Consider the following 25,338-nt stretch of genomic DNA (forward strand, 5'->3'; position numbering starts at 1 on the left):
TGTTATTCTTCTTCGTTTCCGATTGCGTATGCTACATTTACAGATGAAGTTGGTTCTTCCTCTTCTTCTGTAACAGCTGCAGTTGCTGCAGGATCCTCTCCTTCATCTTCCATAGCTACATATGGGAAAATTTCAACAATTGGCGTCACCGAAATGGTAGGGATTTCGAAAGTAACCATCAAACCTTTTAAGCTTTCTTCGATTCTTTCGTATGCTTCTTTCACATTACCTGCAGAAACTAAATAATTGGTATTTACCTTTTTTTCTTTTCCTGAATCAGCATCTTCAGAGACATAAGAAACTTTAGCTTTATACCACACTTCTGCATCATCATATTGAAAAATATCATTGAAGTCTGTTTTAGCAATAGAAGTTACCATAAATTCACCTCTGATAAACTCACCAACTTCTTGATAAATTCTTGCTTCCGCATCTGTGAATGAAATGGCGCTTACTAAATAAGGTTCTGTTACTCTTTTTAAAGTACCGTCTTGAAATTCTTTCGTATATTTTACTTTTACAGTATGCCAGCTATTCATGTTTGTTAATTTTTATTTCAATGCACAAAAATAACATTAATAAGCTGAGTTTAATTCCTAAATCACAAATTATTTTGACTAATTAAATGCTTTTTTGATTTCAACCGCTTTTCTTAATAATTAAAGCGCTTTCCATTCCACCACACAGCGAAAGAGGAAGGTGTAAACACCAAAGAAACAGTATTGCCATTCAGTGTAAAGGATTGTACCTTTTGTCTGGTTATTTCGGTCTTGACGCCCCTGATTAAAGCATTCACACCATTGCTTGAATTCATGTACGCAATGCTGCCACCACTCACTTGATAATTCTTTACAATATCGTTGTAAATGGTAAATACTTCGCCTTGATACCACACCTTTGCATAATCAGCTTCTTTAAAAAAAATCAATGAATCGTATACCGCAATTTCTTGTAATTCGTATCCCAATTCTTGTATCTCATTATTATAATACACCTTATTGACACCACTATTGTCTTGGTAATAAACAAAATCATGTCCTGCTTTATATTGCTTAGCATATTGATTTTCCAAATCGAGTACTTCTCCATGATCAAATACCGCAAAAGAATAATTCGCATAATCATTAAACGCAATCATATTCATGCCTGCACTAAAAGTAATATCTTGGTTGGTAGCCGTTAAATTATAGTATTGGTTTTGGTAAAAAGCTTTATAATTCCCACCTGTTTCTCTGAAAGCAAATAAATTATCCCCAATTGCTCCTGGATCAAACATATAGTCACCTACTACTTGGCTAAATTCAACAATATTTCCTCGGTAATAATATTTCAAATTTCCACCAATCTTATCTTGAAACATGACAATACTATCTCCAACCGCAAACCCTGAGACAAAAGAACTTAATATGGTACTTTCTCCCCGGTCAAAAACCCGTAATACGGAAGCCAATTGATATACCAGATGATTATTGGTCATTATGATATTAGTTTCTCCTTGGGTCAGCCTAGTTTTTTCACCTTCGTAACAAACCATCACATCTCCCCTTCTATCCGTATAAGTCACATAATGGAATCCCATTAATAAATTAGAGATTTGCTGAAATTCAATAATATTACAGTTTCCTTTATTAAAATAATACAATTTATTAGGTTGCACAGTAACAGCATTAACTGCTTGTGCCCAAGAAGCGACCTGTTGAGATAAACAAATCATGACAAATAATAGGTGTATTTTTTTCATAGTTCAAAAATAATTGATTTAAAGTCCCTGAAGAAATTTAAAGCAAAAAAAATGCCGCAGTTTAAAAACATGCGGCATTAGATATAGAATTTGAGAATTTTAATTTGCTGTAATCACTTCTGCCGCTTTAACTGCATTGTAAGTGTTCGCAATACCTCCAGTAACGGAAAGCTTATTGAATTCAATTTCTTCTTTAGCTCCAGGCAATGGCGTTTCTCTATCTCCTGTACTTTTCGCTGTCGTCAAAATAATATTTTTTATTTCAATCATACTTAATTCAGGGTAGTAAGATTTTAATAAAGCAGCTAAACCAACTACCATTGGCGCCGCCATGGAAGTACCTTGAGTAACTAAATACTCACTTTGTGGCACTGTAGAATAAATCTCTAAACCTGGCGCAAATATATCTACCATTTCATCACCGTAGTTAGAAAATGAAGCTGCAAGACTTTTCTTGTAACGTGTAGATGCACCTACTTCAATCCAGTTGGTGAATTTTTCACTCATAGATGGGTATTTTGGGCTTGGATAGTTTTTTTCAATATCAATATCTTTTGCTGAATTACCAGCAGCATGCACTAATAAAACACCTCTTGATTCTGCATATCTGATCGCAGCTATTACTTCATCTTGGTAAGGAGAATAAGCTTTACCAAAACTCATGTTTACTACTTGCGCCCCATTGTCTACCGCATAACGAATTGCCATGGCAATATCTTTATCTCTTTCATCACCATCTGGCACCGCTCTAACCGACATAATTTTAATGTTTGTTGCAACACCTTCATTTCCTAAGTCATTTCCTCTAACTGCTCCTATTATCCCAGAACAATGTGTACCGTGCATTGCATCCGGACCTTCTACATCATTTGAGCCATAAATTGAATCTGAAAAATCAGAAGGATCATCCCCTTGAATTCTTGCGTTAAAAGCTGTGTTATAATGAAAATCTAAACTATTTTGTAAATAAGCAATATATTTTTCTAGTCCTTCCATTCCTCCTTGCGGAATAATTTTCAACATTTTTTGTGCAGCGTCTCCCATTTCTGGATCTTTTTCAAGACTTTTTAAATCATCTGCCGTATAATCACCATTAAAATGTTTTTTTAATTTTTCATCTATTCCTTGGTAAAAATCTAATGCTTTGTCTAAGTTTTCAATAGTAGATTCTTTTGACTTTACATTTTTTTCTACTTCTTCTCTAACTTGTGTATACAATTCATACTCTTCCTTGTCACTTGCTGGAACATCTACCACACTAACCCCTTTGTACTTTTGGTCTAGTCTTGCATAAATTCTTGTTACTTCAAGTTGCTCTTCTTTTACATTTTCACCCTTTGCGTTTCCTAAAAAACTCCAGCCATGTACATCATCAATATAACCATTGTTATCATCATCAATACCATTACCAGCGATTTCACCTGGATTCGTCCAAATTTGACCTTTTAAATTCTCGTGCTCAATGTCCACACCTGAATCAATTACTGCTACAATTACAGTAGTGGAAGTTTTTTTATTCAAAACTTTCTTATAAGCTTTGTCGGTACTCATCCCGAATTTTTTTCCGTTATACCAATCAACAATTTTTTTATCTACTGCTTGGGCGTGAACTTGACCTGCAAATAATAAAGTAATCAGTATTAAAATACTATTAATTTTCATTCTCTTTAAATTTTAATTTTGGCTAAAAATAAGCAATATTCTCCTATTTTACCACCCTAAAGGATTAATGGTTGATTTTTAATTGTAATCGTACTAAAAATAATATAGATTTGTACAAACGTTTAATAAAAGCAACACGTTTTATAAGTATAACAAATTGTTTGATGATGAGATTACTCCTTTTTTTATTCTATTTTTCTACCTTATCTATTATTGGACAAGAACAGTATAAAGGGAGTATCAGTTTTCAAAAACAATTTGAAAAAGCACCAGAATTAAAAAGTAATTTTGCCGTAAAAGGAGACTTAAACACACTGAAAAGAATGGAAACCGTCCATTATAAATATACCAGTGGTCCATGGCATTATATCTATTGTACTTCCGCAGCACTTGCCAACCTTTTAGGTCAAGGTGGTGTTTCTCAGGTTTACTTTCCCCCATCTATTCCAAAAGTCTTAAATGATTCCATGCGATTATATCAAAATGTAGATTCTATATTTAATGGTAACGCACCTTTGCAAGAAGCTTACACCGGAAAAGGGGTGATTGTAGGTTATGTAGATACCGGAATTGATTTTGAACACGAAGACTTTAAAAATCCTGATGGTTCAACACGGGTTATAGCATATTGGGACCAGGCACTTCCTTTTAATGCGGCTAGAACGCCTATAAAATATGGTTATGGTCAGGTTTGGTCAGAAGCCGACATTAATAATGGAAATTGCACTTCTACCGACAATGCTGCACATGGATCTACCGTGAGTGGCGCAGGTTCAGGAAATGGTTTGGCCTTAAATAAAAATAGAGGAGTTGCTCCTGCTTCTGACCTAGTAATAATTGAAACGAGCTTTAGTCTACCCAATTGGACTTTGACCGTTGCAGATGCTATAGATTTTGTTTTTCACTTGGCGGACTCCTTAAATAAACCTGCTGTAATCAATACTAGCGTTGGCGATTATTTAGGTAGTCATGATGGGTCGGATCCTGCCAGTGTAATTATTGATAGTTTATTGCATGAAAAACCGGGAAGAATTGTAGTTGCTGCTGCAGGTAATTCAGGTAATTGGGACCACTACCATGTAAGGGGAGATGTGACTGCAGATACCACTTTTACTTGGTTGGAGGTGAACCCTAGTTCTGCCTTTGGTGTGCCCGCTGTATTTATGGATGTTTGGGCAGACAGTGTAGACTTTAAAAATGTAAAGTTTGGCTTTGGTGCAAATGATCCCAATAATAATTTTATTACCAAAGGAAAAAGTAACTTTTACGACATTCAATCTTTATTGAATACCACTACCCTAGACTCTATTATGATAGGTGGCGCAAAAGCAACCCCTATTGAATTTTCTTGTGAAGAAATAAATGGCTTATACCACATTGAAATCTATTTTGAAGATCCGGACTCTCTGAGTTTATTGTATAGCTTTTTAACTGTAGGTTCTGGTACCTACGACCTATGGTCTGGATTTAGTATTGGTCTTTCTAAAATTAGAGAGACGAATCTCCCTACGGCTGTTACTTATCCTGCCATTCAACATTACCAATACCCCGACTCATTAATCAGTACTGTAAGTTCATGGGCTTGCTCAGAACAAGTAATTACAGTGGCAAATTACGCTAACCAACTCGACTATATTGACCAAAATGGCAATACGAGAACCTTGAATCATACGCCCGGAAAACTATCGATTAATTCGAGTAAAGGTCCGAATAGAATTGGTGAAATAAAACCAGATATTTCAGCTACTGGAGATGGTACACTCAGCAGTTGTCCCCAATATTTAATTGATGCGTTAATTGCAAATGGTAGTACTTCTTTACAAGCAGGAAAAAAACACGTGCTCAATGGCGGTACCTCCATGGCCTCTCCTGTAATAGCAGGAATTGCTGCCCTTTATCTTGAAAAGTGTAATAATGCAACAAATATCGACTTTAAAAATGATTTGATTAGTGAAGCCCATGCCGATAACTTTACAGAAAGCACCCCTAATTTTGCATATGGTTACGGTAAAATTGATGCCTTTAAATTATTAAATAAAAGTAACTTTTCACCTGCTTTAGTTGGTGATACTTTAATCTGTGAAGATTTATCCACAGTAAACACTGCAGCCAATAATTACAGCACTTATATGTGGTCAAATGGCTCTACTAAAAGTTTTGCTGAAAGTAATAAGGACGACACCTTATCGGCTTTAGTAACAAACTCGCGAGGATGTAGAGCGTATTCCGACACCTTAATTGTAGTGAAAGGAACTGTGCCAATGTACCCTGAAATAAACAACATTGGTGGAGGTTTGGTTGCCACACCAGCTGTACAACACCAATGGTATTTTAATAACGTGATTATTCCTACAGGAACAGAACAATATTATAACCCAGTGGTAACAGGGTATTATTATGTGAAAGTAACTGGACCAAAAGGCTGTTATTTACTTTCCGATTCGGTTGAAATAGATATTGAAAAAATAAAAGAATTAGAAAAAAATCAATTTATTATATTCCCGAACCCTTTTATTGACAACCTTCAAATCATTAAAAAAGATTTTTACACCATAGAAATTACAATTGTTGACGCTATCGGTCGAAAAGTATACGAGTTTAATGAATTTGATGAAACAAAATTATTCGCCTCTTTAGATTTAGCATACTTGACTTCAGGAATCTATTTAATGAAGTTAAAATACAATAACAGTTATAAAGTTTATAAAATTGTAAAAGAATAAAAAATAATTATAAATTTACGCCTCAATAAAATTAAAGCATTCATGGATTTAAAAGGTATTATCTCAATTTCTGGTAAAGCAGGTCTTTACAAAGTAGTTGCTCAAGGAAGAAACAACATCATTGTTAGCGCACTAGGTGATAACAGAAAGTTTCCTATATTCTCAACCGATAAAGTATCGGCATTGGAAGACATTAGTATTTATACTTATGAAGAAGACCTACCACTGATTGATGTTTATGAAAAGTTAGCAACACACGAATCATACAAACCATCCATTAATCATAAAGCAAATGGACAAGAGTTAAGAAATAGAATTGAAAAGTTCTTACCTAATTACGATCAAGAACGTGTTTATGATACAGATTTAAGAAAACTATTTCAGTGGTACAATATACTTATTGACCAAAATATTATTAATGCCGAAGCGGCAACAGCTTCAGAAGAAGAATAAAAAAAAGCCCCTTTGGGGCTTTTTTAATTTAATACCAATTCGATAATACAATGGTTAATCGATTGTTTCACCTCATAAGCCTTAGAAAAATTAAGAATATTTGCTAAGGTTTCATTTTTGGGCGATACTGCCATTTTTACTTTATCTGTTTGTGGTTTTTGAAGAGTGTAGCATTTTGCCATAGGCTGATTTAAATTTTAAATTTATATTTTATTGTAAAACGAACTTACCTAGGTATTATTGTTTCATACTTGATTTTTTTACGAAAATCTTATAATTATCTTTAGTTTGATTTTTAAAAAAAGTAAGTTACATTTGCAACAATAAATTAATTAATTTAAGTTATGAATTTTAAAACTGTAGTATTAGGCGCAATTGGATTATTATTAATTTCTTGTGGAGGCGCAGGTAATGGTCCTGAAAAAGCAACAGAAATGTATGTTAAAGCAATAGCCGAAGGAGCTTATGAAAAAGCTTTAGATCTTTCCACTGGTTCCGCTGCTGAAACCATTAAGCAAATGCAAGAAACAGAAGCTGCAGGATATGAAACAAAAATAGTGGAAGTTCAATGTGAAACAGACAATGAAACAGAGACTGCAAAATGTAAATGTACAGAACGTAAATCTGATTCATTAGCGTTTTTAAAATACAAATATGATTCTTTCCAATACGAATTAGAAAAAGTAGATGGAAAATGGAAAGTAATTTCTCAAAGCAAAGATATGGTGATGCCTGATTTAGGGGACATGGGTGGCTTTGGAGATGAAGACATGATGGAAGACATGCCTATGGAAGAATCTATCATGACGGAAGAAATTATTGAAGTAGAAGAAAATTAAAATAACTTATCCCAATATTAAAACCCATCTCTCTTTTTTGATTGATGGGTTTTTTATGACATGAAATTTATACTTGGCCATATCATTATCCTCCTTTTGTTAAGTTTTGCTTGTACGCCAAGACAACAAAATAAATATGCCCCAATTTCCCAATCTACAATACTTGAATTACCGGACACAGTGACCACGCAATTAAAAAATGGGGATATCGTACTAAGGAGAGGGGATGGCCCCCTATCCTACCATTTAAGTCGCGTAAATGGTGAACCTTTTACACATTGTGGTATTATTTTTAAACACAAGAATAAATGGGGGGTAATTCATTCACTCGGTGCCGACGCTAATCCTAATGGAATTGATGGTGTTCAAACAACCAGTTTAGCTTCTTTTGTAAAACAAACTGCAGACTCGGTACTCTTTATTTGTCGACCAATTTTTAAACCCAATATTGGGGATAGTATTGTCAAGCAAGCCAAATTTTACTTATCGGAAAAAATTCCTTTCGACCATTCTTTTAGCCTACTAGATAAAGATAAATTTTACTGTAGTGAATTATTATACTATACTTTTAAAGCTGTCAATCAGCAAAAGAATGTCTTTAAAATCGAACTCAAAAACAAATCCTATTTATTGAAGTTTTCTACTTTTTTTAATCCAAAAAATTTTAAACCTCTATTTTTACTCAAAGGGAGCATTAATCTTGAATGATAATTTTTTCTAATACACGTATTCCTTGCCCTTTTATACTTAAGTAATATATACCATTTGACAAAGTACTGACATTAATTTTCCCTTCATTTTCCATAAAAACAGTTGGAACCATCACTTGCCCCAATTGATTTAATAGCTTTACTTCATATTGTCCTGAATTGGTAAAGGAAATCGTAAAATCATTTTTAGCCGGGTTTGGATACAGTGAAAAATTAGTCGCTACATTACTTTCCCCTATAGATAAATCATCTAATACAAAAATAGTGTACTTGGCCGAATCTTCACAACCATTTTCATTGGTCGCCACATAGATATAGCTAATACCTGAAGGAAAAGTATTTGGATCGAATAAAGTGGTATTTAGGGTTACCCCTGTGGTGTCTCGCCAATAACCTGTTGTGCTTACACCTGTATTTAAAACATCAAACAAATCAAACACACCACTATATAAACCAACATAAACAGTGGAATCCAGACCAGCATCTGGTAATGCTGTGATATAAGGACTTGGAGCTCCAGGCGGAACATCACAATAACCAAACATATCAAATATTACATAACTAGAATCATAGCAGCCAAAACTATTCTCCGTCACATAAATAAAGGTCGTTGGGTTGCTCAAAGAATCTGCTTTAACCAAATGATTGATGCTGTCTCCTGTAATGGAATCGAGCCAAACACCATTATTTACTGCGCCAGAAGAGGTGTAGTTATACAAATCGATAACACCTTGATATAAGTATACATTAAAACTGGTATCCACCCCAGTATAAGAAGTTGGATTCACACCAATATTTATCGTATCTCGTTCAAAACAATTGAATTCATTGTAAGTGGTTAATACATATTGTCCTGGTACATTCGGACAAATAACCGCATTCGCTTGTTGTGGCAATAGCATACCAGATAAATTACTCCAAGATAAAGAATCTGGACTTCCAGAAATAATGGAAGGCTCTGAAAAATCAATGGACCAGCTAATTATAGCTGCACTATTAATACTCGACGTATTTTCTACTTGCAATTGCCAAATTCCTTGAACATTTTCTCCTACAAACAAATTAGTGAGGGGACCACCTTCTGGAATATAAGTATTTGAAAAAGGAGCAGTTCCATTGATCACATTGGTTACCCCATTAGTTTCAAAACAAGTACCTGAATAATTTGCTCCTGCTCCATTGCCTGTACTCAACTCAAAGCTTGTGCCAGCGGGTGATATTAAATAAATATTCAATGCCCCAGTAAATGCATGATCGATATCAATACAAATTTTAGAAATATTATTAGGACTAATAGTGGCACTACTCAATGCCATAGCAGGAATAAACATGGTACTCAATACCGTTGAATTTGTAGCAACAAACGAATTACTGGTATTAGCAAATGTTTGATTATTATATATTTGATTGTATTGAACAGCATTGACATTCAACTCAATACATTCACCTATACAGACTGTAGTGTCTGCTGTTAAAATAGTCGTTTCCAAATCACCTAAATTGGTATCAAATACATTTATGGTAATGGTATCAGAATCATTACAATCATTTAAAGTCTCTACCAAATAAGTTGTGGTAACTTGAGGAGATGCAACTGGACTACTGCAATTGTTGCAGGAGAAATTATTGCCAATTACAATGGGATCACCAGTTAAAACAGACCATTGATAAGGTGTATTTTGATTGGAATTCAAATTAACAGTCATGTCACCACAAATCTTATCGTCATAAGTAAAACCTATTGGTTTATCGGCTTCAACTCTAAATCTAAAAAATTCAAAACCATATATAGGACAATCATCATCTCTTCCCATGAACATTACATCATAATTCTCAAAGCCAGCTGTAAAAGTCCAACATAGGGTTGCCGTTTTTGGATTAGTCCCCGTGATACTCATTGTTGCATTGGGTAACATATCCGTCAGGTTGGTGATAAAAAATAAACTGTCATTTACATCAGCTGTATCATTTAAGGTAATATCAAAACAAAATTGATCGCCTTCACACATTTTAATCCGATTAGGACCGGTTAAAAATGTAGCATTCGTTCCAAAATTATTGAAGTTGGAGATCGTACTATCAAAAAAAGGAAAATGATTCATTGCGTAATTAGGCTGTGCATTATAATTATTAACAAAAACAGGAAAATCAATGAGGGAGGATCCTGTAAAGACGCCATTAGAATTGTATTCTTCAATTAAAATAACCACCGTATAAACCCCATACATTGTTGGTAAGAAACTGAAAATTCCAGTTTGCGCATCAATGCTCATTCCTTGAATAGGAATTAAAGCGCTATATCCTGTAGCGTATTGCACATAACTATTACTTGCCGTTCTTGTGCCCACTAAAGAATAGACGAGCGAATCGTTATCTGCATCAATTGCACCAAGTTCTAATGAAATTGGTGTATTAATATTAACATATACTGCTTTTGGTGCATGTATTATTGGAGAAGTATTCTGAATACCATTGGAATTGTTTAATTCTACTTCTAGATACAAATTACGTGGACCTATAGTATTGTCGGAACTAAGACCATGAATTATGGTACTCTTGAGCTGATAATTTGAACAATTACTTGGCAAAGTGATATAGCCTGAATAAGTATAAATTTCAACGCCACCTAAACTACTTGTACAAAACTGACTCATTTCCGAAGTACATAAATTGGGCTGTACCACGGATTGATTTAAATATAAAAAGGAATTAGTAACAGTTGTATTACAGTCGTTACTAAATTCTAATGCAACTGTATTTGTAGTTGTAGCCACGTGGCCACATGCTGAAATTACGTCTAACACCACTTTAAATTGATTCGGTTGACCAGTTTTTTCATAACTCAAATGTCCCCCATAAATATGCGAAGCGTACCCATGAATGGATGGAATAATAAATAGTAGAAAAAGTATTTTTTTTGCGAATTGAAACTTCATATCAGTTTGGATTATGGATTCATATTAAAGCCATTCAACCTACTTTCTAAAAAAATAAATTGAATACAACAATTAATACTAGGACGATAGAAACAAAAAATGGTTGCCTTTAAAAACTTTAAAAGCAGTCCTTTAGAAATGCAAACTGGATGAAAACGCTTGATTTCCCTGCATTCCGCCGGTATGAATTAATATAATTTCACTACCTATGGGAAAGAAATCTTCATTTAATAATTTAAAAAATGTATACATCATTTTCCCCGTATAAATCAGGTCTAATTTAAGCTGAGTCACCTGATAAAATTCATTGACAAAATCAATGAGTTCGGGCGTTACTTTACCATACCTCCCAAAGTGAAATCTGTTTTCAATGTGCAATGCATTTATTTTTTCTGCGATATCCTCTTCACTCAACCCACAATACATCAATAATTGCTTGATTTCCTCTAATAAAGATTCACTATTTTTAAAAGCTGGAACACCAATTACCTTTGTTTGATCCGCTTGAAAAGTCAAACCCGCAACAGTTGTACCTGTCCCCATGGGGGCAATCACATAGTCAGGTTGTTTTTCAAATTCATTCATGATTCGAGCACACCCTAAAACACCTAAATAATTAGCGCCACCTTCTTCAATAATTAAAACATTACCAAACTCATTCCGCAAATCGGCCCAATACCATTTTTCATATCGGTATTGATACTTTTCTCGACTGACAAAGACGAGTTCCATGCCGTTGGCTTTGGCCTTTTTTAGCGTATCATTTGAAGTTTCATTCAACTCATCTCCCCTAATAATTCCTATGGTTGGAATATTCATCTCTTTGGATAGACTTGCTAGAGCTGCAATATGATTAGAAAAAGCGCCCCCAAAACTAAGAATGGCATCATAATTACCTTGTTTAAACTTTTCGACGTTCAAATTTAATTTACGCCATTTATTACCCGAAATTTCAGGATGAATTAAATCATCTCTTTTTACAGCAACCTTCACCTTTTTATCCTCAAAAAGTGGATGATGAATAACCGTTAGTTCGGAAGGTATATTGAAATTAGACATTTAACGTTTCTCCATTTGGGGTGTACATGGTAATACCCTTTTCGTTATAAAGCTTGACCATGGTATCAAAAAATCCTTTTGCGTCCACCAGTAAAGTGTTCGCTTGACCAATTTTCACTTGTTTTAAAACGCCTGCAGCAACAAAATGAGGTATTAATTGATCGCATTTACGTAATTTAGAGTATTTAGGATCGTGCACTTTTGTTTTTACTAAATGTGCATTACCCAATTCATCAAACACCTGTATTTCCATTATTTCTGGATAATAAACAGGGTACTTAAAGTCGGGAATCGCATCTTCTAATGTATGCAAACTGGTGCCCGCATTGTCTAATGTTACGCCAACATATAAAATTTTCCCACCCATTTCGCCAACTTTATAAAATGGACTATTTTTATTGTACGGGGTAAGTTGATTAAAGTGATCTTTGATAAAATAATCTCCCAATGGACCAATCGCCGAAACTGGTTCAGTTGGATGTAAACTTCTTTTTGAATCAGGAAGAGCTCTAAAGTATTCTGTAATTTTTCCAGTTTTAGAAGGACTATTCAGGACATCAAAAAAAGGCGTGTTTCGAATGTAATTTAATTGGTAATCTGCATTTGGTGAGGTGGGCATTAATAAGTTTCCATTTGGCCCAATTGCAGACAACAAAGCATCAATAAAAGTTTTTGGACCTTCTGATAGATGACCAATTCTACTTAAAGAAGAATGTACTAATAAAGTATCTCCAGCTCTTATCCCCATGCGTTTTAAGTCATTTAAAATAGTTTGAGCAGTCAAACTTTGACCTGTTTCTGCTAACTTTTGGAGTGTTTTATTTCGCTTGTTTTTTTTTCGCTTTCTATTCCAACTTAATAAATATGCTGGTGTAATAGCGCGTAAGGTATCTTTCCAACTCATTGTCCAATAAACTTATAGATTATTGTTCCTGTCTGAACCCCTCCTTTTTTAAAATCAAAGCGGGCTTTTGCGGCATATTGAACTGCCCGATTAATCAAACACTCTGTGGCATTATAGGACCCTAAGGCCCGATATTTTGCATCTTTTACCGCACCACTTTCGTCTACCTTAATTTCAACTACCACAGTACCTGTATTTTCACAAGTATATCCTGGGTTTGGCAGACTATGTGCTTTTCTGCCTTCTAAATTAAATGAAATCATTACTTTTCCAGCATAAGATTTTGACCCACTTTTACCGCCCGTTCTATCTTGAACCTTAATTTGATCCGATTTAGTTTTTATTTGTACATGTGATTCGGCTTGTATTTGATTGGCTGGATTATTTGCTGCTGCTTCTTCAAAATATGCAGCTTCCAATGCCTTAGCACTTTCGTATGCATCCTCGCTTAAATCTTCACTATTGGTGCTATAATCTTCATAAGACTTCTCTCTACTATCATTTGCATCACTGGCAATATTAGCTACCTTTTCATTCTCTTGCGGAACCACCTCCTCATTTTGCTCTAAAATCTCTTGCATGGCAGGATCGAACTCAATGTCATCTAAAGGAATTTCAATTCTTATTTCTTGCGGTGGCATTCTCGAAACATTTTGGACCTGAGAAAAACTAGAAACGACAAAAATTAATATATGAAACAGCACAGTACCCAAAATGGCCACCCGATACTTTTCTATATTGATTAAAAATTGTTCCATTAGTCGTTTTCTTTTCGAAGATAAGCTTTTGTCTCCAAATTGTAATAATAGGTATTATTACTGTTACTTATTAATACCCAATTGTCTTCAAAAAGTTCAATTTCTTGTACTTTAAAATCTAACAAGGTATCGCCTTGTAAACTAAGTAATCCCGTTTTTCCTTTCCCTTCAGCTAAAATGATATTTTCATTTAAAAAAGTCAAACTTTCATAATAAGCCGGAATTAAAAACTGTCCCTTAGTATCTATCATACCCCAAAGTGGACTTAAAGATACAATTCCTAATCCATTTTTAAAGGACTGTGCATTATCAAACTGCGGCTTTATGACTTCTTTTGGTGGATTTACAGATAAATACCCCCACTTTCCGTCTAATTCAAAAGCAACTATATCACTGAATGTTCCCAAATTATCTTTTTGTTTTTTAAATATTTGCTTCCCATTAATTTCAATAAAATTATAGCCATTTTCATTTAAATATAATATTGGATCACCCGTGTATTGCGCCATTACTTTATATTCTCGGTATACCGGAATGGATTTTTTTAAGAGTAATTGACCTAATATATTACTATAATTAAAGGAATCATTTTTTGTGACAATAAAAAAGCCTTGACTCAAGGGGCCAATATAAGTATATTCGAAGGGAAGAATGGTATCTTTAAAATTACTAATCACACCCCAATTCTCCTCATTTTCTAAGGCAAAAACACTATCCTTAATGCTGCTAATTGAATAATAAATTGCTGGTATTAAAAAATTATTCTCTTGGTCAATAACCCCTAATTTATCACCTAATTCCACTTTTGCGTACCCCGCGTGAAAATTAAATGCGTCCGCATAAGTTGGTGCAATCACAGTCTCTCCTTTGCGATTAAAATATCCGTAATGTTCATTTTTCTCAAAAGGGACAAGCCCTTCGGTCATAGTACCCAGATAGGACAATTCTGGAGAAACAATATATTTGCCTTGTCGATTAATCAATCCGTATTGCTCGTCGATTTCAACAACTGCCGTTCCTTCATTAAAACCTAGTCCTTCTTCATATTGAAAATCAATTTTTACTTTACCTGATTTTTCAATATACCCCACTTTTCCATCTTGTGTAACTGCAGCCAACCCCTCTTGGAATAATTCAACAAAATCATACTTACAAGGGATACTGAAATTGCCCTCCATAGTCGTAAATCCCCACTTTCCTTTATGTTGAATAGGGTAAAACCTTATGCTTGCGTAGCGTAATTCTTCTTCAATAATTTCTCGCATTGGATTATTCGGGTACTTACTCAAAAAAGCAGCTAAAGCATTACTGGTATTTTTATCTGAATTTTCAGCGAGATAAGTATCATATAAATTTATCCAGGCTTTTGCCACATTGCTATTATTTGGATATTGTTCAATAAAATTCTCAAAGGCGCGAATGCTATTGTCTTTCGTCGTAAGGTCAAAAATCCTGTTTTCAGCATCTACTCGAAAAGGACTATTTGGATAGTCTTCAATAAACTTTGCATAAGTATTTACATCCTCTCTTTTAGTTTGTTCAATATATAATTGTTGTTCGTATTTATCTTTAGCATCTGGTGCAAATAAAGAATGGGGATATTTTTTTAAAAAGGACAAAAAACTAGCAGCAGTATGCGTTGCATAAACTGTTTCATAAAACAGACTATCGCGATAAAAAGAAGCCATTTTAACAAGATCACTCCATGGATTTTTATCCATAAAATCTTGAAAACCAAATTCTGAATTGACTAAGACAGCACGCTCAAACATATCTTCAGCAACCTGATCTCTCAATTTAAATATCGCAACACTGTCAACCCCATATTTAGCGTATTTAATTTGCGTCTTGTCACTTATATCTTTAAAATGTTTGCTTGCATAATTAGCATATTTATAAGCGGAATCTAATTGATAAAAGGGATTGTCTTTTCGCTGATAAATTACGCCTAAACCATAGGAAGCTGCAACAGGATGCCGTTTCATAGATTTTTCAAAATACTTTTTTGCTTTAAAATAATTATAAATCTCAAGCGCTTTAAAACCGCTACCTATTCCACCTGCTTCTGCGCTATTGCCCAAGCAAATAAAAAATAATACTATGAAAACTTTTTTTACCATTTTGTCGTTTACAAAATTAGTATTGTTTCTTTAATCCATTTCACATTATTCAATTAATTCACCAAACATTTAGAATTAATTAAGGCTTTTTTACTTTGATTTGGTTTATACTTTTAAATTTGCATTTTCCCGAAAATTCACATGGTAAAAGTTGGTGATAGATTAGTTTTTTATTTGGTGATAAAACCATTGTCTTATCTACCATTGCGTGTGCTATTTTTTTTTTCTAATATCACTTATTTTTTAGCTTATAGCATAGTAAAATATCGCCGTAATGTAGTACGGGAAAATCTTATAAATTCTTTTCCAGAAAAAAACCTGTTGGAAATTAAAAAAATTGAAAAAGACTTTTATCGCCATTTTACAGACTTTATTTTTGAAAGTATTAAGTCAATAAGTATCACCGAGAGGGAAGTTTTAAAACGCACCCAAATAAAAAACCCTGAATTATTAGATAGGTATTATCAAGAAGGAAAAAACGTATTGGTGCTTTGCGGACATTATAACAATTGGGAGTTTTATGCTTTGAGTTTACCAAAAAAAATAAAACACACCGCCTACTCTCTTTACCAACCTTTGAAAAATAAATTTTTAGATCGCGTTATTTTAAATTCTAGAAAAAGGAATGGCATGAAGTTGATTGCTTCAAAAAAAGTAGTTTCTTTTTTTCAAGAAGAAAATAATAAACCTAAATTAATTGTTGTGGTCAACGACCAGTCTCCTACCAACCCCAATAAAGCATATTGGAATACTTTTTTAAATCAAACCACAGGTTGGAATATTGGCCCAGAAAAATTGGCGAAAAAGTATGACTACACGGTATTATTTGGTCATTCCGTCGCTTTAAGTCGGGGAATTTATCAAGTTGAATTTAAATTAATTTCCGAACACGCTCAATCGACCGACAATGATTATATTACCGACAAATACGCTTCTTTACTTGAAGAAATCATAAGAATACACCCTGAATCATGGTTATGGTCGCACAAAAGGTGGAAGCATAAAAAGGAATAAAATGAATTTCACTCCCTTGGCAGAAAGAATGCGTCCGCAGTCTTTAGAAAATTATATTGGTCAATCTCATATTTTAGGTCCAGACTCTGGTTTAAAAAAAGCCATTATTTCTGGTCAAATTCCTTCTATGATTCTATGGGGACCACCAGGAATTGGCAAAACTACTTTGGCCCAAATTATAGCCAATACAGTAAAACGTCCTTTTTACAACCTTTCGGCTATAAATTCTGGCGTAAAGGAAATTAGAGAGATTATTCAGCAAGTAAAAAGTCAGGGGTTATTCGGCCAACAAAATGCCATTTTATTTATTGATGAGATTCACCGCTTTTCAAAATCACAACAAGACTCTTTATTGGGCGCTGTAGAACAAGGATTACTGACATTAATTGGCGCTACGACAGAAAACCCATCCTTCGAAGTTATCTCCGCATTACTATCCCGTGCACAAGTCTACACCTTACAACCCCATACCAAGGAAGAGTTAGAATCATTACTTGAAAATGCCATACAAAATGACGTGGTATTAAAGCAAAAAAATATTCAATTAAAAGAAACTAACGCACTATTAAGAATCTCCGGTGGTGATGCGCGTAAGTTATTAAATGGACTAGAATTAGTAATATCACAAATCAATACCGAAGAAGTTTTGGTTACAGATGAAATTGTGCAATCCATTATTCAAAATAACCTGCCTAAATACGATAAAAACGGAGAACAACATTACGACATCATTTCTGCTTTTATTAAATCCATACGTGGTTCTGACCCTAATGCTGCGGTGTATTGGTTAGCGCGGATGATTGAAGCTGGCGAAGATCCTAAATTTATAGCGCGTCGACTTTTGATATTGGCAGCGGAAGACATTGGATTAGCAAACCCTAATGCACTTGTTATGGCGAATAATTGCTTTCAAGCAGTTGGAATAATCGGTTACCCAGAGTGCAGAATCATCCTCTCGCAATGCGTATTATACTTGGCAAGTTCACCGAAAGGAAACGCGGCCTACATGGCCATTAATTTAGCGCAAGATTTGGTAAAGAAAACAGGAGACCTTTCTGTACCCATCCCATTAAGAAACGCGCCTACAAAACTGATGAAAGATTTAGGATATGGCAATGAATACAAATATTCACATGACCATCCTGGAAATTTTGCAGCACAAGAATTTATGCCAAAAGAAATATCTGGACATAACTTTTATAAACCAGGCAGCAACAAAAGAGAACAGGAATTAGCCCAAACTATTCAAAACTTATGGCAAGGAAAATACGGTAAATAATTACAGCTTAAGTGTCTTGTCCAGTACATTTTTAATCAATTGACACATGGTTGCTTCAAAATCGGAAACGAAGGAATGGTTGTACCTATTTGCTATTGCTAAACAAATGGTTACCGCTTGATGCCCCAAAGCTTCGGCAAGGGATAAAAGACCTGATGTTTCCATCTCTAAATTCAAAACCTGTTCCCCGTCCCATTCAAAGGTTCTTATTTTAGTTTTAAAATTTTCATCTTTTAGTGGAATTCTAATACTTCTCCCTTGTGGTCCGTAAAATCCATTTGCTGTAATGGTAATACCCTCCTTTCCTAAATCGGATAATAAATTTACTAGGCCCTGGTCTGCCATTGCCATGTAAGGTATTACACTTGGTTTTTCCCAAGCCATATGCGCGTTAAATGCTTTTAACCCATCTTGAATTTTATCCCCAAATGGTATGTCATAAAAATTTGCTACTCCATCCATACCTATGGCGTATTTTGAAATGATGGCTGACCCTACTTCTATCTCTGCCTGTAAAGCTCCACAAGTTCCAATTCTAATTAAATTTAATTGGGTTAAACCACTTTTGACCTTACGGGTAGCCAAATCTATATTTACAGCAGCATCAATTTCTGTCAATACAATATCCATATTATCGCATCCAATACCATGTGAAATCACGGAAATACTTTTGCCTTGATAAACACCAGTAATGGTTGCAAATTCTCTGTGTTGGGTTTCAAAAGTAATGGCATCAAAAAAAGAAGCTACTAATTTCACTCTAGTTTGGTCGCCTACTAAAATAATGGTATTTGCTATATCTTCATTCCCAATATTAAGATGGTATAGTTTGCCAGCATCATTTAAGGTTAATTCAGAGGAAAGTAATTCGGACATAATTATTCAGTTTTTGATTCAAAAAATTCATAAGCATCAATGATATCTAAATAAGTACCGTCGAAACCTGCAGACAATACTTTATCTAAATACCCATTTTCGTCGCCAAAAATAATGTTTTGCCAAGCCTTTTCCCAATAGAACACTTTATAATTGCCTTTCCATTGTTTATTTTCTTCGTACAACCAAGTAGGTGCGTTTTTTTTCTTTTGCCATTCCTCATGCCAATAAAAACGATAATCCTCTGCCTCTCCAATACTCATATAAGCAATCACCAAACGCTTGGCTCCATTTGGTTTTGTTTGTAACCTCACCACCTCCTCTTTCGTCAAAAGCACTTCTTCATTAAAAAACAAATCAAGGATAAACGCATCATAATTTGTGGCATCCAAAGCATCTACAAAACTCTTTTTACTTTCAAAACCACTTGGGTTGATTAAATACAAAAAGTTTTTAGCCATACTTAAATCTGCAATAGCGCCATTGTTTTCATGGTTAATATCCTGTGTAGGAATATTATTTAATTCTCTTTCAGTAGCCGCGAATGAAACATATCCTTTTGCCGAATTCTTTGCGTATGCATCCACCATATTAGCCTCAGTAGAGCAGTAATCTGTGCTCAAAATGGTCACCCCGTTCGCTACTGCCAAGTCTAAATATGTGATTTTTTCATTCGTACTTTCTAGTGGCGAAAGTTTATCGTCTTTTTCGTACCCGTAGAATAAATCTTCTTGGCCTTGTCCATCAATGGCATTTATATAAGCTGCCGCTATCCCCAATGAAACAGATTCCTCTATCGCTAATAAAGGAATACCGTTTTGAGGTATCACCATAAAGCCTGGTGTTTTATCCTTGGCATAATTGGATAAATTAATGACAAAACTGCGCATTTCATCTGCATAATTTAAACTAGGCACTTCCTTTTTATTACACGCAAAACAAAAAAAAAGTAAGCCAAACAGTAAACCATTTATGCCACTTATCTTCACAAAGAAATTATCCATATTTAAAATTAACAATAAAATACTGATATATGTCTGAATAAATATGGGTTTTTCTTAACTTTATCGCCTTATTATTTTAGAATATGAAAATTTCATTCAATTGGCTTAAACAATACATTCAAACAGAATTACCTGTAGAAAGAGTTTGTGAAATATTAACGGATACTGGACTTGAAGTAGAAGGACTTGAAAAAGTGGAATCCATCAAGGGCGGACTGGCTGGATTGGTGATTGGAGAAGTGTTAACCATGGAAAAACATCTAGACGCTGACCGATTGAATATAACAACCGTAAATATTGGCGAAGCTGAAAATTTACAAATTGTATGTGGTGCACCTAATGTTGCTCCTGGACAAAAAGTAGTGGTTGCAACAGTTGGCACAACATTATACCCTTCTCCCACAGAATCCTTTAAAATAAAAAAATCTAAAATTAGAGGCGTAGAATCTTTAGGAATGATTTGTGCGGAAGATGAAATTGGTCTAGGCAAAGGGCATGATGGCATTATGGTACTCCCTGAAGACACAGCAGTAGGACAATTAGCGAAAACATTTTTTAAAGTAGAAGACGACTATTTAATTGAGATTGGGTTGACGCCTAACCGTGCTGATGCAATGGGACATATTGGTGTTGCCAGAGACTTAAAAGCATATTTAAATGTACATGAAAATGAAAATTTAAAAATCAATTTCCCTGCGGTTACAGCTTTAGACTTTACAGGGGAATTTCCGATAAACATTCATCAAAATGACGAATGTCAACGCTATGCTGGTGCCATTTTAAATCAAGTAAAAGTTGCCCCCTCACCTGATTGGCTTCAAAATAAATTAAGAACCATTGGCTTAAGCCCAATCAATAATGTGGTGGATATTACCAATTTTGTTATGCACGAAATGGGACAACCCCTGCATGCATTTGATTTAAAGAAAGTAGGCACAGAAATTAATATTAGGTTTGCTAACCCAAACGAAAAAATAACCACTTTAGATGGTGTAGAAAGAGAATTAAATGAAGCCGATTTAGTTATTGCGAATGAAAAAGAGGCCATGTGCATGGCTGGCGTATTTGGCGGTATTGATTCTGGCGTTTCAGATCAGACGGAAAGTATATTTTTAGAATCTGCTTATTTTCAACCGGTTTCCGTAAGAAAAACAGCCAAACGTCATGGTTTAAACACCGACTCTTCCTTTAGGTTTGAACGTGGTGTAGATCCTAACACTGTAACTACTGCATTGGCTAGAGCAGTATATCTTTTAAAAGAAATTACTGGTGCAAATTTAGTAGAAGCACAAGACAATTATACCAATCCAATCCAAGACTTTAAAGTCAGCTTTAATTTTGGGAGATGTAGAACCTTGATGGGTGCAAATTTATCGAACGAGTCTATTACAAAAATTTTAAATGAATTGGATATAACAATAGATTCTATGACAGGAGATATGGCAGAATTAATTGTGCCTGCTTACCGTGTAGATGTGCAGAGAGAAGCCGACATTGTGGAAGAAGTTTTGAGAATTTATGGCTTTAATAAAATTGAATTACCAGAAAAGTTAAACACTTCAGTTACTTTTTCGACTAAGCCAAACAAAGAGAAAATGTATAATTTGATCGCTGATTTATTAGTAGCAAATGGATACTTTGAAATTATGGCAAATTCACTTTCAGCTGCTAAACATATTGAGCAAGTAAAGAGTGAAGTATTTTCTACCGCAAACAACGTAAACATTCTAAACCCTTTAAGTGTAGAGTTAGATGTCATGCGTCAAACTATGCTTTTTGGTGGACTAGAAAGTATTGCGCATAACCAAAATCGACAAGCCCCTAACCTCAGTCTATTTGAATTTGGTAAGGTTTACGCCAAGCATGAACAAGATTATATAGAAACAGAAAAACTAGCCATTTGGTTAAGTGGAAATGTAAATAAAGAGAATTGGGCGGATGTAAAAAAAGAGCAATCTTTCTTTACTTTAAAAGGTATTGTAGAAAGTATTTTTACTAAACTAGGACTAAATCAACAATTAAAACAACAAAGTATTCATAACGACTTATTCGAAGACGGTATCAGTCTCTTTATTGGAAAAAAGGAAGTTGGCGCTATAGGTTGGGTTAAGGAAAACGTTTTAAAAACCTTTGATGTGAAACAAAGCGTATTTTATGCAGATTTAAATTGGGGGGAAATAGTAGGGCATTATTTTATGAATAAAATAAACTTTAAACCATTGCCTAAAACACAGTTTGTAAGAAGAGATTTTTCTTTACTATTGGATAAGGACATCCGATTTGAACAAATTGAAACAATCGCAAAAAAAGCAGACCGTAAGATTTTAAAAGAAGTTGGACTATTTGATGTTTACGAAGGAAAGAACTTAGAAAAAGGTAAAAAGTCCTATGCGGTTAATTTTATATTCCAAGACCAGGAGGAAACTTTAAAAGATAAAGTGGTAGATAAAATTATGGATAAAATTAGAAAAGGATTAGAAGAGGAATTAAAAGCAGAATTGAGATAAATCGCCATTTAAAAAGCATAAAAAAACTCAAGCTAAATGGCTTGAGTTTTTTTTTATGTCTATTCTTTTTATTCAGCAGGCAGTTCTTGCCTTAATTTCTGTGTCAATTGTCGGTTATAAGTCTCCTGCAGCCAATTTAAATAACTATCCGTTGCCTTGGTGATACATTTGGAGTAATGCTTCAACCTGCGCTCAATATCCTCTTGCAATTCATTCAACAAATTCAACCCATCATATACATCTTCTGAGTTCTCTGCAATCACTTCAAAATGGTTTTCCATGGAAACCTCTACCGCTTCTTTTCCTTTTTTACCCGATTCAATACATTTATCGTATACTGCTTTCATTGAAAACTTTTCAATTTTCTCTGGATGAATTAATTTAGATTTAATGCCTTTCGATAATTCATAGTCAGCCTCAAACAACATGTCATCCTCTTCACTTAGCCTAGACTCTAAAAATCTATCCGGATAATTAAAGGCGTCTTGCCAATCAATATATTCTTGCCAATAACCAAAACGACGAACATTGTTACCAAGGTCAATCACTTGAAAGTGAAATTTATCTTTTAATACACGTGACCCACGACCAATCATTTGGTGATATAAAGTTAATGATCGGGTTGCTCTATTTAAAATAATACTTTCAACAGTCGGTTCATCAAATCCGGTGGTTAGAATACCAACAGAAGTTAAAATAGCCCCCGGTGTAACTTTAAACCATCTTAGTATTTCCTTTCTATCGGTATCACTAAAGGTACTGTCCAAATGTCGTACTTTATATTTATGTTTTTTAAATAAATTATAAACAGATCGAGAGGATTCAATCCCAGAATTAAAAATCAAGGTTTTTTTCCCTACAGCAACTTCTTCATAGGCAAAAAGAAGTTTTTCTTGCATAAAATAATTACTGTAAACTTTATCTGAAGAACTAACCGTAAAATCACCATTAGAACCAATTTTCAATCCATGTAGATTTACATCATAGGTAAATGTTTCTGCATCTGCTAAATATCGACTTTCAATAAGGGATTTAATACTGTGTCCAACAATTAATTCACCATAATTATCATTTAAAGGCAAAGCCCTATTTGAACTTAATGGTGTTGCTGTAACCCCCAAAATATTAATATCAGAAAAGTATTGGAATATTTTTCTAAAGGAATTATTGTGTGCCTCATCAACGATTACCAATCCAATATTACGTACAAAATCGATATCCTCTTGTAAACGATTGTTTAATGTTTCAACCATAGCAGTATATGAGTTGAATTCATCATGGTTTTCAATCGACTTCACAGAAGAGTTAATAACCTTGTTTTTAATACCTAAAGCATTTAATTGCTTAGATGTTTGCACACACAATTCTATCCTGTGTGTTAATATTAATACCTTTTTCTTCTTTTGTTCTATATAGCTTTTTGCTATGTTAGAAAAAATTACGGTTTTACCTCCCCCAGTTGGAAGTTGGTACAATAAATTCGAGTTTTCATTGTTCTCATTTAGTTTTCCAATTATCTTGTCAACTATCTCTCTTTGAAAGGGGTATAACTGTTTTTTGTCGAATAAACTTTGGTCAATCATGTAGTAGGAATGGTAATATTTTTGCAAAAATACCACCTTTTAATTGAAAATCAAATAATATTAAAGCATTATTTGGATTTAGATTTTATTAAAATTTAAGAATAAGGTAATTCAATCTTAATATAAAAAGTGCTTATATTTGTAGGATAATAAAACATAACACAAATGAGCGAAATAGAAAAAGTAAAGTGCTTAATTATAGGTTCAGGTCCAGCAGGATACACCGCAGCGATTTATGCAGCAAGAGCTAATATGTCGCCTGTACTTTACGAAGGATTACAACCAGGAGGTCAACTGACAACTACAAACGAAGTGGAAAATTTCCCAGGATACCCAGATGGTATTACTGGTCCAGAAATGATGATTCAATTAAAAGCCCAAGCAGAACGTTTTGAAACAGATGTTAGAAGTGGTTGGGTAACAAAAGTTGATTTTTCGGGAGACATTCACAAAGTATGGGTAAATGAAACCAAAGAAATTCATGCTGAAACAATCATTATTTCTACTGGTGCGTCTGCAAAATATTTAGGCTTAGAATCAGAACAACATTATTTAAAAATAGGTGGTGGTGTTTCTGCTTGTGCGGTATGTGATGGATTCTTCTATAAAAATCAAGAAACTATTATTGTTGGCGCTGGTGATTCAGCTTGTGAAGAAGCACATTATTTATCTAAATTATGTACCAAGGTTACTATGTTGGTTAGAAAATCAGAGTTTAGAGCTTCAAAAATTATGGCGGAACGTGTTAAAAACACACCAAATATTGAAATTTTATTCAATACCAACACGGTAGAGGTGTTAGGAGACGGAAATGGTGTTACTGGTGCAAAAGTAAAAAATAGTGTAACAGGAGAAGAGCAAGACATTCCTGCAACAGGATTTTTTGTTGCCATTGGACATAAACCAAATACAGATATTTTTAAAGGTCAAATTAATTTAGATGAAGTTGGCTATATTAAATACGAACAAGCTGGTACTTCAAAAACAAACGTACCTGGCGTATTTGTGTCGGGAGATGCTGCAGATAAAACTTACAGACAAGCAATAACTGCTGCTGGAACAGGTTGTATGGCTGCCTTAGATGCAGAGCGTTATTTAGCTGCTAAAGGACATTAAGTCAAACTTTTTAATAAAAAAAAACATCCAATTTATTGGGTGTTTTTTTTTATC

At 34.2% G+C, this 25,338-nt stretch carries 20 protein-coding genes; 8 read left to right on the forward strand and 12 right to left on the reverse strand.

From position 1 onward, the window contains the following. Positions 1 to 2: 2 nt before the first annotated feature. From DNU06_RS08180 to DNU06_RS08190, 3 genes are all read right to left on the reverse strand, one after another. Entirely contained in the window at positions 3 to 539 is a 537-nt protein-coding gene (locus DNU06_RS08180) for a DUF4494 domain-containing protein (RefSeq protein ID WP_111062766.1), read from the reverse strand. Between the two features lie 113 nt (positions 540 to 652). Then, complete coding sequence (locus tag DNU06_RS08185; RefSeq protein ID WP_111062767.1) at positions 653 to 1,741, reverse strand: hypothetical protein; 1,089 nt, start codon at positions 1,739 to 1,741, stop codon at positions 653 to 655. Between the two features lie 99 nt (positions 1,742 to 1,840). Next, positions 1,841 to 3,403 (reverse strand): S8 family peptidase, encoded by a 1,563-nt coding sequence (locus DNU06_RS08190; RefSeq protein ID WP_111062768.1) that lies wholly within the window; start codon positions 3,401 to 3,403, stop codon positions 1,841 to 1,843. Between the two features lie 164 nt (positions 3,404 to 3,567). Between DNU06_RS08190 and DNU06_RS08195 the strand changes: the two genes are divergently transcribed. After that, positions 3,568 to 6,126 carry a S8 family serine peptidase gene (locus DNU06_RS08195; protein WP_111062769.1) on the forward strand — a complete coding sequence of 853 codons (2,559 nt, stop codon included), beginning with the start codon at positions 3,568 to 3,570 and terminating at the stop codon, positions 6,124 to 6,126. 42 nt (positions 6,127 to 6,168) lie between these two features. Beyond that, positions 6,169 to 6,579: a DUF5606 family protein gene (locus DNU06_RS08200; RefSeq protein WP_111062770.1), complete on the forward strand. Its 411-nt coding sequence runs from the start codon at positions 6,169 to 6,171 to the stop codon at positions 6,577 to 6,579. Positions 6,580 to 6,602: 23 nt separating this feature from the next. On the opposite strand, the gene DNU06_RS17815 is transcribed toward DNU06_RS08200, so the two are convergent. Further along, positions 6,603 to 6,761, reverse strand: a complete 159-nt coding sequence (locus DNU06_RS17815; protein WP_158526851.1) for a hypothetical protein — start codon at positions 6,759 to 6,761, stop codon at positions 6,603 to 6,605. A 162-nt stretch (positions 6,762 to 6,923) separates the two neighbouring features. Between DNU06_RS17815 and DNU06_RS08205 the strand changes: the two genes are divergently transcribed. Beyond that, complete coding sequence (locus DNU06_RS08205) at positions 6,924 to 7,418, forward strand: nuclear transport factor 2 family protein (protein ID WP_111062771.1); 495 nt, start codon at positions 6,924 to 6,926, stop codon at positions 7,416 to 7,418. A 60-nt stretch (positions 7,419 to 7,478) separates the two neighbouring features. Beyond that, the gene (locus tag DNU06_RS08210; RefSeq protein ID WP_111062772.1) at positions 7,479 to 8,126 is read left to right on the forward strand and encodes a YiiX/YebB-like N1pC/P60 family cysteine hydrolase; all 648 of its coding nucleotides are present in this window, start codon (positions 7,479 to 7,481) and stop codon (positions 8,124 to 8,126) included. Here the strand turns inward: DNU06_RS08210 and DNU06_RS08215 are convergent. From DNU06_RS08215 to DNU06_RS08235, 5 genes are all read right to left on the reverse strand, one after another. Then, positions 8,113 to 11,064: a T9SS type A sorting domain-containing protein gene (locus DNU06_RS08215; protein ID WP_111062773.1), complete on the reverse strand. Its 2,952-nt coding sequence runs from the start codon at positions 11,062 to 11,064 to the stop codon at positions 8,113 to 8,115. The genes DNU06_RS08210 and DNU06_RS08215 overlap by 14 nt on opposite strands. Before the next feature lie 132 nt (positions 11,065 to 11,196). Then, the gene (locus tag DNU06_RS08220) at positions 11,197 to 12,123 is read right to left on the reverse strand and encodes a 1-aminocyclopropane-1-carboxylate deaminase/D-cysteine desulfhydrase (protein ID WP_111062774.1); all 927 of its coding nucleotides are present in this window, start codon (positions 12,121 to 12,123) and stop codon (positions 11,197 to 11,199) included. Beyond that, on the reverse strand, positions 12,116 to 13,027 hold the full coding sequence (locus tag DNU06_RS08225) for an AAC(3) family N-acetyltransferase (RefSeq protein WP_111062775.1): 912 nt from the start codon (positions 13,025 to 13,027) through the stop codon (positions 12,116 to 12,118). Before DNU06_RS08225 ends, DNU06_RS08220 begins: the two co-directional genes overlap by 8 nt. Beyond that, the gene (locus DNU06_RS08230; RefSeq protein ID WP_111062776.1) at positions 13,024 to 13,785 is read right to left on the reverse strand and encodes a hypothetical protein; all 762 of its coding nucleotides are present in this window, start codon (positions 13,783 to 13,785) and stop codon (positions 13,024 to 13,026) included. The genes DNU06_RS08225 and DNU06_RS08230 overlap by 4 nt, the downstream gene beginning before the upstream one ends. Continuing rightward, positions 13,785 to 15,905, reverse strand: coding sequence for a WG repeat-containing protein (locus DNU06_RS08235; RefSeq protein WP_111062777.1), 2,121 nt, complete (start codon positions 15,903 to 15,905; stop codon positions 13,785 to 13,787). Before DNU06_RS08235 ends, DNU06_RS08230 begins: the two co-directional genes overlap by 1 nt. A 141-nt stretch (positions 15,906 to 16,046) precedes the next feature. Between DNU06_RS08235 and DNU06_RS08240 the strand changes: the two genes are divergently transcribed. Together DNU06_RS08240 and DNU06_RS08245 are read left to right on the forward strand one after the other, a co-directional pair. Then, positions 16,047 to 16,919 carry a lysophospholipid acyltransferase family protein gene (locus DNU06_RS08240; RefSeq protein ID WP_111062778.1) on the forward strand — a complete coding sequence of 291 codons (873 nt, stop codon included), beginning with the start codon at positions 16,047 to 16,049 and terminating at the stop codon, positions 16,917 to 16,919. 1 nt (position 16,920) lies between these two features. After that, the gene (locus tag DNU06_RS08245) at positions 16,921 to 18,198 is read left to right on the forward strand and encodes a replication-associated recombination protein A (RefSeq protein WP_111062779.1); all 1,278 of its coding nucleotides are present in this window, start codon (positions 16,921 to 16,923) and stop codon (positions 18,196 to 18,198) included. Here the strand turns inward: DNU06_RS08245 and DNU06_RS08250 are convergent, their stop codons facing one another. Both DNU06_RS08250 and DNU06_RS08255 read right to left on the reverse strand, forming a co-directional pair. Beyond that, positions 18,199 to 19,074 carry a nucleoside phosphorylase gene (locus DNU06_RS08250; protein WP_111062780.1) on the reverse strand — a complete coding sequence of 292 codons (876 nt, stop codon included), beginning with the start codon at positions 19,072 to 19,074 and terminating at the stop codon, positions 18,199 to 18,201. It lies immediately after the preceding gene. A 2-nt stretch (positions 19,075 to 19,076) separates the two neighbouring features. Further along, the gene (locus DNU06_RS08255) at positions 19,077 to 20,078 is read right to left on the reverse strand and encodes an endo alpha-1,4 polygalactosaminidase (RefSeq protein ID WP_111062781.1); all 1,002 of its coding nucleotides are present in this window, start codon (positions 20,076 to 20,078) and stop codon (positions 19,077 to 19,079) included. Positions 20,079 to 20,161: 83 nt separating this feature from the next. Between DNU06_RS08255 and pheT the strand changes: the two genes are divergently transcribed. Then, positions 20,162 to 22,585: a phenylalanine--tRNA ligase subunit beta gene (pheT, locus tag DNU06_RS08260; RefSeq protein WP_111062782.1), complete on the forward strand. Its 2,424-nt coding sequence runs from the start codon at positions 20,162 to 20,164 to the stop codon at positions 22,583 to 22,585. Between the two features lie 68 nt (positions 22,586 to 22,653). On the opposite strand, the gene DNU06_RS08265 is transcribed toward pheT, so the two are convergent. Beyond that, positions 22,654 to 24,204, reverse strand: coding sequence for a DEAD/DEAH box helicase (locus DNU06_RS08265; RefSeq protein ID WP_317048235.1), 1,551 nt, complete (start codon positions 24,202 to 24,204; stop codon positions 22,654 to 22,656). 129 nt (positions 24,205 to 24,333) lie between these two features. Here DNU06_RS08265 and trxB point away from each other — a divergent pair, with 129 nt between their 5' ends. Continuing rightward, positions 24,334 to 25,284, forward strand: coding sequence for a thioredoxin-disulfide reductase (trxB, locus tag DNU06_RS08270; protein WP_111062784.1), 951 nt, complete (start codon positions 24,334 to 24,336; stop codon positions 25,282 to 25,284). The last annotated feature ends 54 nt before the right edge of the window (positions 25,285 to 25,338 follow it).

The organism is Putridiphycobacter roseus (assembly GCF_003234935.1).
In the GTDB taxonomy this organism is placed as follows: Bacteria; Bacteroidota; Bacteroidia; order Flavobacteriales_D; family Crocinitomicaceae; genus Putridiphycobacter; species Putridiphycobacter roseus.

What these genes read in the sequence shown, in the direction of transcription:
- DNU06_RS08180 (WP_111062766.1), bottom strand. Translation starts at nt 539, where the DNA reads ATGAATAGCTGGCATACTGTAAAAGTAAAATATACGAAAGAATTTCAA.
- DNU06_RS08185 (WP_111062767.1), bottom strand. Translation starts at nt 1,741, where the DNA reads ATGAAAAAAATACACCTATTATTTGTCATGATTTGTTTATCTCAACAG.
- DNU06_RS08190 (WP_111062768.1), bottom strand. Translation starts at nt 3,403, where the DNA reads ATGAAAATTAATAGTATTTTAATACTGATTACTTTATTATTTGCAGGT.
- DNU06_RS08195 (WP_111062769.1), top strand. Translation starts at nt 3,568, where the DNA reads ATGATGAGATTACTCCTTTTTTTATTCTATTTTTCTACCTTATCTATT.
- DNU06_RS08200 (WP_111062770.1), top strand. Translation starts at nt 6,169, where the DNA reads ATGGATTTAAAAGGTATTATCTCAATTTCTGGTAAAGCAGGTCTTTAC.
- DNU06_RS17815 (WP_158526851.1), bottom strand. Translation starts at nt 6,761, where the DNA reads ATGGCAAAATGCTACACTCTTCAAAAACCACAAACAGATAAAGTAAAA.
- DNU06_RS08205 (WP_111062771.1), top strand. Translation starts at nt 6,924, where the DNA reads ATGAATTTTAAAACTGTAGTATTAGGCGCAATTGGATTATTATTAATT.
- DNU06_RS08210 (WP_111062772.1), top strand. Translation starts at nt 7,479, where the DNA reads ATGAAATTTATACTTGGCCATATCATTATCCTCCTTTTGTTAAGTTTT.
- DNU06_RS08215 (WP_111062773.1), bottom strand. Translation starts at nt 11,064, where the DNA reads ATGAAGTTTCAATTCGCAAAAAAAATACTTTTTCTACTATTTATTATT.
- DNU06_RS08220 (WP_111062774.1), bottom strand. Translation starts at nt 12,123, where the DNA reads ATGTCTAATTTCAATATACCTTCCGAACTAACGGTTATTCATCATCCA.
- DNU06_RS08225 (WP_111062775.1), bottom strand. Translation starts at nt 13,027, where the DNA reads ATGAGTTGGAAAGATACCTTACGCGCTATTACACCAGCATATTTATTA.
- DNU06_RS08230 (WP_111062776.1), bottom strand. Translation starts at nt 13,785, where the DNA reads ATGGAACAATTTTTAATCAATATAGAAAAGTATCGGGTGGCCATTTTG.
- DNU06_RS08235 (WP_111062777.1), bottom strand. Translation starts at nt 15,905, where the DNA reads ATGGTAAAAAAAGTTTTCATAGTATTATTTTTTATTTGCTTGGGCAAT.
- DNU06_RS08240 (WP_111062778.1), top strand. Translation starts at nt 16,047, where the DNA reads ATGGTAAAAGTTGGTGATAGATTAGTTTTTTATTTGGTGATAAAACCA.
- DNU06_RS08245 (WP_111062779.1), top strand. Translation starts at nt 16,921, where the DNA reads ATGAATTTCACTCCCTTGGCAGAAAGAATGCGTCCGCAGTCTTTAGAA.
- DNU06_RS08250 (WP_111062780.1), bottom strand. Translation starts at nt 19,074, where the DNA reads ATGTCCGAATTACTTTCCTCTGAATTAACCTTAAATGATGCTGGCAAA.
- DNU06_RS08255 (WP_111062781.1), bottom strand. Translation starts at nt 20,078, where the DNA reads ATGGATAATTTCTTTGTGAAGATAAGTGGCATAAATGGTTTACTGTTT.
- pheT (WP_111062782.1), top strand. Translation starts at nt 20,162, where the DNA reads ATGAAAATTTCATTCAATTGGCTTAAACAATACATTCAAACAGAATTA.
- trxB (WP_111062784.1), top strand. Translation starts at nt 24,334, where the DNA reads ATGAGCGAAATAGAAAAAGTAAAGTGCTTAATTATAGGTTCAGGTCCA.